This window comes from Clostridium sp., from assembly GCF_051654825.1.
Classification (GTDB): Bacteria; Bacillota; Clostridia; order Clostridiales; family Clostridiaceae; genus Clostridium.
The window spans coordinates 1-6,075 of the sequence record NZ_JBOFYU010000126.1; the positions used below are offsets into that span (position 1 = coordinate 1).

The 6,075-nt window shown below is 27.3% G+C and carries 6 protein-coding genes; all 6 read left to right on the plus strand.

Features of this window, described 5'->3' with window-relative positions:
• Positions 1-458: diaminopimelate epimerase (dapF, locus tag ACRDBA_RS07875; protein WP_438572374.1), on the plus strand; the 458-nt coding region annotated here is incomplete at its 5' end.
• A 12-nt stretch (positions 459-470) separates the two neighbouring features.
• Positions 471-1,667, plus strand: coding sequence for an LL-diaminopimelate aminotransferase (locus tag ACRDBA_RS07880; protein WP_438572375.1), 1,197 nt, complete (start codon positions 471-473; stop codon positions 1,665-1,667).
• A 181-nt stretch (positions 1,668-1,848) separates the two neighbouring features.
• Positions 1,849-4,260 carry an ATP-binding protein gene (locus ACRDBA_RS07885; RefSeq protein ID WP_438572376.1) on the plus strand — a complete coding sequence of 804 codons (2,412 nt, stop codon included), beginning with the start codon at positions 1,849-1,851 and terminating at the stop codon, positions 4,258-4,260.
• 72 nt (positions 4,261-4,332) lie between these two features.
• Positions 4,333-4,692 (plus strand): CoA-binding protein, encoded by a 360-nt coding sequence (locus ACRDBA_RS07890; protein ID WP_438572377.1) that lies wholly within the window; start codon positions 4,333-4,335, stop codon positions 4,690-4,692.
• A 220-nt stretch (positions 4,693-4,912) separates the two neighbouring features.
• Entirely contained in the window at positions 4,913-5,275 is a 363-nt protein-coding gene (locus ACRDBA_RS07895) for a YccF domain-containing protein (RefSeq protein WP_438572378.1), read from the plus strand.
• Positions 5,276-5,575: 300 nt separating this feature from the next.
• A partial coding sequence (locus tag ACRDBA_RS07900) for an NADH peroxidase (RefSeq protein ID WP_438572379.1) occupies positions 5,576-6,075 on the plus strand: 500 nt, incomplete at its 3' end.

A 6,075-nucleotide genomic window follows, 5' to 3' on the forward strand; every position in this document is an offset into this window, starting at 1 on the left:
ATATTCCTGTTATATGGAATAAGGATTTAGTAGTAAATGAAGAAATAAATATAGATGGAAGCTCTTATAATATTACTTGTGTTTCAATGGGGAATCCACATTGTGTAATATTTATGGATACATTAAATAATTTAAAAATAGAAGAGTTAGGATCTAAGTTTGAAAATAATAAAGTATTTCCAGATAGAATAAATGTTGAGTTTGCTGAAATTATAGATGAAAAAACTATAAGAATGAGAGTATGGGAAAGAGGCAGTGGTGAAACCTTTGCTTGTGGAACAGGGGCTTGTGCAACAGCGGTAGCAGCGGTATTAAATGGATACTGCAAAAAAGGAGAAAAAATTACTATTAAGCTTTTAGGTGGCGACTTAAAAATAAAATATGAAGAGTCTGGCGAAGTATATATGAGTGGACCAGCAACCTTTGTATTTGATGGAAATTATCTTGGGGATATTTAGGGGGAAGAAAGCGTGGTAAAAATAAATGAAAATTATCTTAATTTAAAGGACAGTTATCTTTTTTCAACTATAGCAAAAAAGGTAAAGGAGTATAAGGAGAGCAATCCAGATAAGGATGTAATAAGCTTAGGTATAGGAGATGTAGTTCTTCCATTATGTGAGCCTATATTAAAGGAAATAAATATTGCTACGGAAGAAATGGGAAATAAGGAAACCTTTAAAGGATATGGACCAGAACAAGGCTATAGTTTCTTAAAGGAAAAGCTAGCTTCTTATTATAAGGAGTTTAATATTGATTTAGAAAATGAAGAAGTGTTTATTAGTGATGGTGCAAAAAGCGATTTAGGAAATTTATTAGATATATTTTCAAAGGATAATACAGTTATAATACCAGATCCAGTATATCCAGTATATGTTGATACAAATATTATGGATGGCAGAAAAATAGTTTATATAAATGGAAATGATGAAAATAACTTTTTACCTATGCCTAGTGAAGATTTAAAGGGAGATATAATTTATATATGTTCACCTAATAATCCAACAGGTGCAACATATAATAGAAATGAATTAACTAGATGGGTAGATTTTGCTTTGAAAAACAATGCAATAATATTATTTGATGTAGCTTATGAAGCCTTTATAAAGGATGATAATATACCACATAGCATCTATGAAATAAATGGAGCTAAAAAATGTGCAATAGAAGTAGGATCATTTTCTAAAACAGCAGGCTTTACTGGAATGAGATGTGGATATACAATAGTTCCTTTAGAATTAGAAGCTTGCGGAGTTAAGCTAAATAAGCTTTGGCTTAGAAGGCAAACTACTAAGTTTAATGGTGTACCATATATAGTTCAAAAGGCAGCAAGTGCAATTTTTTCAGAAGATGGAAGAATGGAGACAAGGAAAAATATTGAATACTATATGGAAAATGCAAAGATTATAGGAGAAGCATTAACTAGTATAGGAATAAAATATTCAGGTGGAGATAACTCACCATATATATGGTTAAAGTGTCCTAATAATATGTCTTCATGGGAGTTTTTTGATTACTTATTAAATGAATGTAGCATGATAGGAACACCTGGGGTAGGATTTGGTGAAAATGGAGAAGGGTATTTTAGGCTTACGTCCTTCGGTCATAGAGAAAGCATATTAAAGGCAGTAGAAAGAATTGAAAAAATAGGATTTCAAACAATAGTTTAAGACAAAAACCTCTAGGAAAAACTAAATTTTACTAGAGGTTTTTAATATTTCAATAAAAAACTAAAAGTAAAATTAAATTTAAAGCAAAAAAAGTAAGATAATATATTTCTAAAATATAGAAAATATAATATAATTTATTATGTTATTATAAATTTAAAAGGCAATAATTATAGGGGTAATAATGAATAATTTTCTAAATAGATTAAAAGAAAGTATATTAATAATTGATAATGATGGAAAAATAGAATTATGCAATAAAGTTTTTTTAGAAAAGATAAAGTATAGCTATGAAGAGATATTAAAATATAATTTATCAGATATTTTATATTTTAAAAATAGTTTTAATATAAATGAAAACATTGATAGGGATGTTTTTATAACATTCTTAGATAAAAATAGAAATAAGCTTAGATTTAATGGAAGTATAACTATTGATAAGTGGAATAATAAAGATATGGTATTTATATCAGGATTTTTTATAGATGGGGAAACTTCTAATAAGGAAGACCTTGAAATATTATTAGATAAAATTCCACATGAAACTTGTACTAAAAGTATAAGGGGAAAATACTTATATAAAAATAAAGCATATGAAAAAAGACTAAATTCATCTAATAACAAGATTATAGGAAGTACCGGTGATGATTTTGTGAAAGCAGAAGCATGTGAAGATTTTTTTAAGAAAGACAATACTTTTTTAAAAAATAAGTCACGTCATATATTTAATAAGATATATATTGAATGTGGAAATGAATTATGCTTTCAAACATATGAAGCTCCAGTATATTATAAAGATATAAATGCTAAATATACTATAGGAGTTACAAGTGATGTACCTCTAGAAAAAAAGGTTAATTTCAATATTTTAAAAAATTATAAAATCTTAGAGCGTATTAATAAGATTATTTCACCCAAAGAAACAACAGAGTTTTATGAATTAATTTCAGCCTTAAAAAGAGATATAATGAAAAGTCTTGGTGCAGATGAGGTAAGTATTTTAACATATGATGAAAGAGAAGAAAAATTAGCACCTATATTAAGAATATTTGAAGACTCTGAGGATAAATCAAAAAACAAATTTGATAGCATTAGTGTAAATAAAGATGATCTTTATAAGATAGTTATTGAAAAAAGACTTGAAGAAATAGCTAATATAGAAAATAGATCTGATTTAATAAATAAGAGAAAAATGAAAGAAAGAGGAATAAAATATGTTTCAACCTATGGTTTATGCTTAAATGATGATGTATTAGGTGTAATAAATGTATTTTATAAAGAATTAAATAACTACTCTAATAGGTCAGAGAACTTTATTAATGATGTATGTAATCAATTAGCTATTTTAATAAAAAATAAAAAGCTATCAGAAAAGTTAGAGTATGAATTTGAAAAAAGAACTGAATTAGAAAGTGAAATGAAAAATTATTTAGATATTTCAGTAGATTTAATGGCCACATTTGATAAAAGGGGAAGATTTTTAAAGGTAAATAAAGGATGGACAGAATCCTTAGGTTGGTCAGAAGAAGAACTTTTATCAGCAAAGTGGAAAGATTTTATTGTTGAAGAGGATTTAAAAAAGGCTATAGAATATAGAGATTTTATGCTAAAAAGAAAAGAGTTAAAAAGAATTATAAATAGGTGTAAGCATAAAAGCGGGGATACAAAATGGCTAGAGTGGAGTGTTAGATATTTAGAGGATAAAGAAATATATTTAACTACAGCAAGGGATATAACCGAAGAAAGAAGGATTAAAAAAGATACTAAGCTATATAAAGAAGCTTTAGAACTAGAAAGTATAAAAAATGAGTTTTTTGCAAACATATCTCATGAATTTAAAACACCATTAAATATAATTCTTTCAACTATGCAGCTTATAAATTCTAATATTTCAATTGGTAACTTAAAAGGTTTTAATGGATTTGACATAAATAAATATATGAGCTATATAAAGCAAAATTCATATAGGTTATTAAGACTAGTTAACAATTTGATTGATATGACAAAGATAGAAACAGGTTATTATGAACCAGAGTTTGAAAATCATAATATTGTAGAAATAGTTGAAGAAATAACAATTTCAGTTGCTGATTACATAGAAGGTAAAAATATTCAATTAGTATTTGATACTAATGAAGAAGAAAAGATAATAGCATGTGATCCTGATAAGCTAGAAAGAGTAATGTTAAATTTATTATCTAATGCAGTAAAGTATGCTAAAAAAGATGGAAAAATAGAGGTTAATCTAAATGTTGAAAAAGAATGGATTACAGTTATAGTTCAAAATGATGGATTGCCTATACCAAGAGAAATGTTAGGAGTAATATTTGAAAGATTTACGCAAGTAGATAATGAAATAACAAAGATATCTAAAGGAAGCGGAATAGGATTATCATTATGCAAATCATTAATTGAAATGCATGGTGGAACTATTTGGGCTGAAAGTGGAGAAGAAGAAATGACTAAGTTTATATTTACATTGCCAGCAAAGGTTATAAATGAAGAGGAAGTAGGTAAGTTTAAAATACCCACTAATAGCTTCCATCAAGATAATGTTGAAAAGTGTAGCATAGAATTTTCGGATATATATGAGTAAATTATACTAAATTAGTATTTACAAATGAAAAAGTGAATATAATAGTTTATATAAGCTAAGGAGGAAAAAATTATGAGTATTCAATATATGATTGGTTTAAAAAACTGGGTAGTAATTGGAGATGTTACTAATGAAAGTAAGTATGCTTATAGGATTTTAGAAAAATTTAGAAGTAAGGGATATAATGTTGTAGGGGTTCATCCAAAGGGTGGAGCTGATGTTTATAAGTCTTTAAAAGAAGTTCCTTATGAAATAGAAGCTATTGATTTATGTATAAATAACTTTTTAGGCTTAGAATATGTTAAAGAAGCTAAGGAGTTAGGAATAAAGCATATATTAATTCAACCAGGAGCAGAAAGCGGGGAAATAATTTCGTTTTGTAATGAAAATGGAATAGAAGTAATAGAAAACTGTGCATTATTGCAATTATAATATTAAACTATAACTAAAACTACCTTAGTAACTAATTAAGTGTTTAGCTATTAAGGTAGTTATTTATTTTCAATAAATTTTTAGCATTAATTTAAATTTAAGATAATTGTAAGAGTTTCATAAGAAATCTTTGTAGCAAAGTATCATAAAATGTAGTTTAATATATATGAGCTAAACTTTTGAAAAATATTTAGATGAAAATAATAATGAGGTGATTTTAATGTCATGTTTAGGAAATATAATATGGATTATTTTTGGAGGATTATTTAATTCTCTTGCATGGATAGGAGCGGGCCTTTTATGGTGTTTAACTATTGTAGGTATTCCTGTAGGGATTCAATGTTTTAAAATGGCTAAATTACAGTTTGCTCCTTTTGGGAAGGAAGTACGAACTGTAGATGATGGAGCTGGAAGTTTAATATTAAATATAATATGGATAATATTTGGTGGATTTGAACTTTGTATTGCAAATTTAATAAGTGCATTTTTATTATGTATTACAATAGTCGGAATTCCATTCGCAAAACAATCTCTAAAAATGGCCAAGCTTTCATTAATGCCTTTTGGAAAAGAAATAAGATAAGGGCAGAATTTAATTACATGATAATAAGTAGTATTATTTTAAATTTAATAGAATAAAAAAATAGGAATAGTTATTAAGATAAACTAATATAATGAATGGTGTTTGTTATACTAGTTTATTTTTTAAAATAAGATGTTACAAAAAAACAATAAAAATTTTTTAAGAAAATTTCTAAAAAGTAGTTTACAACTAATAATAATTATTATATAATAATTAATGTAGAGAAGATAAATAACCAATAAAACAAAATTGGTTTTGAATAAGAAATAAATTAAATTAAATTTTAGGAGGAATATTATAATGAAGAAATTTGTTTGTACAGTATGTGGATATATTCATGAGGGAGATGCAGCACCAGAAAAGTGTCCAGTATGTCACGTTGGAGCTGATAAATTCATAGAACAATCAGGAGATTTAGCATGGGCTGATGAGCACAGAGTAGGATCAGCTAAAGATGTAGATCCAAGAGTTATGGAAGGATTACAAGCTAACTTTATGGGAGAATGTACAGAAGTAGGAATGTACTTAGCTATGTCAAGACAAGCTGATAGAGAAGGATACCCAGAAGTTGCTGAAGCTTACAAGAGAATAGCTTGGGAAGAAGCAGAACACGCAGCTAAATTTGCTGAATTAATCGGAGAAGTAGTTGCAGCTGATACAAAAGCTAACTTAGAAGCTAGAGTAAACGCAGAGCACGGAGCTTGCCAAGGTAAGAAAGATTTAGCTACATTAGCTAAGCAATTAGGATTAGATGCAGTTCATGACACAGTTCACGAAATGTGTAAAGATGAAGCTAGACA